Below are 1,978 nucleotides of genomic sequence, written 5' to 3'. Positions count from 1 at the left end.
GCGGCCGGTGACCGGGCCGCCGCCAACAACCTGGGAGTCCTGCTGCACCAGCGCGGCTACGCCGAGGAGGCGGCCGGCTGGTGGCGGATCGCCGCCGTGGCCGGTTCCGCGGCCGCCGCGCACGCGCTCGGCCGCCACCACCGCGAACGCGGCGACGAACCGGCCGCCGAGTACTGGCTGCGCCAGTCCGCCGAGCAGGGCCACGTCCTCGGCGCCTACGCGCTCGCCGACCTGCTGGAGCACCGCGGGGACGTGGGTGCCGAGCACTGGATGCGGGCCGCGGCCGAACGCGGGCACCGCGAGGCCGCCTACCGGCTGGCGCGCGCGCTCGACCGCACGACGGGACACGAGGACGAGACCGCACCTGACAACGCTGTCGCCGAGGCCGAGCAGTGGTACCGGCAGGCCGCCGCGCGCGGTCACCAGCGGGCCGCGCTGCACCTCGGGGCCATCCTGGAGAAGCGCGGGGATCTGCGGGAGGCCGGGCGCTGGTACCTGACCTCCGCCAAGGACGGCGAGCCGCAGGCCGCCTGCGCGCTCGGCTTCCTGCTGCGCGACGCCGGCGACACCGAGAGCGCGGCCGTGTGGTGGCTGCGCGCCGCCCAGGAGGGCGACGGCAACGCCGCCAACGCGCTGGGCGCCCTGCACGCCGAGCGCGGCGAGACCCAGACCGCCGAGCGCTGGTACCGGGCCGCGCTGGACGCGGGCGACGACAACGGTGCCTACAACCTCGGGCTGCTCTGCGCGGAGCAGGGCCGCACCGCGCAGGCCGAGCAGTGGTACCGGCGGGCCGCCTACGCCGGGCACCGGGAGGCCGCGAACGCGCTGGCCATCCTGCTGCTCCAGGGCGGCGACACGACCGGCGCCGAGCCGTGGTTCTCCAAGGCCGCCGAGGCGGGCAGCGTGGACGCCGCGTTCAACCTCGGCATCCTCTACGCCGGCCGCGGGGCGGAGGCGGAGGGCTTGCGCTGGTACGAGCGGGCGGCCGCCGCCGGGCACGCCGAGGCCGCGCTGCAGGTCGGGATCGCCCGGCTGCGCGAGGGCGACGAGCCGGAGGCCGAACGCCATCTGCGCTGCGCGGCGGGCGGTGGCAGCGCGGAGGGCGCATACCGGCTGGCCGCCCTGCTCGACGCGCGCCGGCCGCCGGAGCCCGCGCACGAGCTGGGTGAGACGGTCCAGGAGAAGACCGAGTGCGAGGAGTGGTACGAGCGGGCTGCCTCCCAAGGGCACCGGCGGGCCCAGGTGCGGGTCGGCATGCTCGCGGCGGCCCGGGGTGACGTGGTGGAGGCGGCGCGGTGGTACCGGACGGCGGCCGAGGCCGGGTCCCGCAACGGCGCCTTCAACCTGGGGCTGCTGCTCGCCCGCGAGGGCAGCGAGCCGGAGGCGGCGGTGTGGTGGACCCGGGCCGCCGACGCCGGCCACGGCCGGGCGGCACTGCGGCTGGCCCTCGTCTACGCGCGTCGCGGTGAGCTGGCGGAAGGGCAGAAGTGGGCCGACCGGGCCGTGGCACTGGGGCCGGCGGAGGTCGCCGAGCGGGCGGGGCGCCTGCGGGACGCCCTCCGGGAAGAGCTGACGGCATGACCGCCGGCCGCGCGCGGCGAGGGGGGTACGGCGCGGGATCGTGCGCGGTGTGGGGCTTGCGGGCGGTGCGGCGCGGGATCGTGCGCGGTGTGGATGGCGCCGGCGGTGTGGCGGGGGCCGTGTGCGGTGTGGATGGCGCCGGCGGTGTGGCGCGGGACCGTGCGCGGTGTGGGTCGTGCGGGCGGTGTGGCACGGGGCCGTGCGGTCCGGGGTGGCGGTACGGCCGGTTCCGTCCCGCGCGTCCGGCCCGTCCGACCGCACGGCGCGGCTTCATGGTGACGCCCGCCACCCCGCGCCCGAGTGATTTGCATCCGGGCAGCAGGCTCGCGTAGTGTCGTGTTCACCGACGCGGGGTGGAGCAGCTCGGTAGCTCGCTGGGCTCATAACCCAGAGGTCG

At 77.8% G+C, this 1,978-nt stretch carries 1 protein-coding gene; it reads left to right on the top strand.

What is annotated here, in order from left to right; translation table 11 throughout:
- A partial coding sequence (locus GT045_RS25600) for a tetratricopeptide repeat protein (RefSeq protein WP_161335596.1) occupies positions 1–1,581 on the top strand: 1,581 nt, incomplete at its 5' end.
- Positions 1,582–1,978 lie beyond the last annotated feature (397 nt).

Source organism: Streptomyces sp. SID486, from assembly GCF_009865385.1.
Taxonomy (GTDB): Bacteria; Actinomycetota; Actinomycetes; order Streptomycetales; family Streptomycetaceae; genus Streptomyces.
This window is presented reverse-complemented; position numbering and strand designations above follow the sequence as displayed.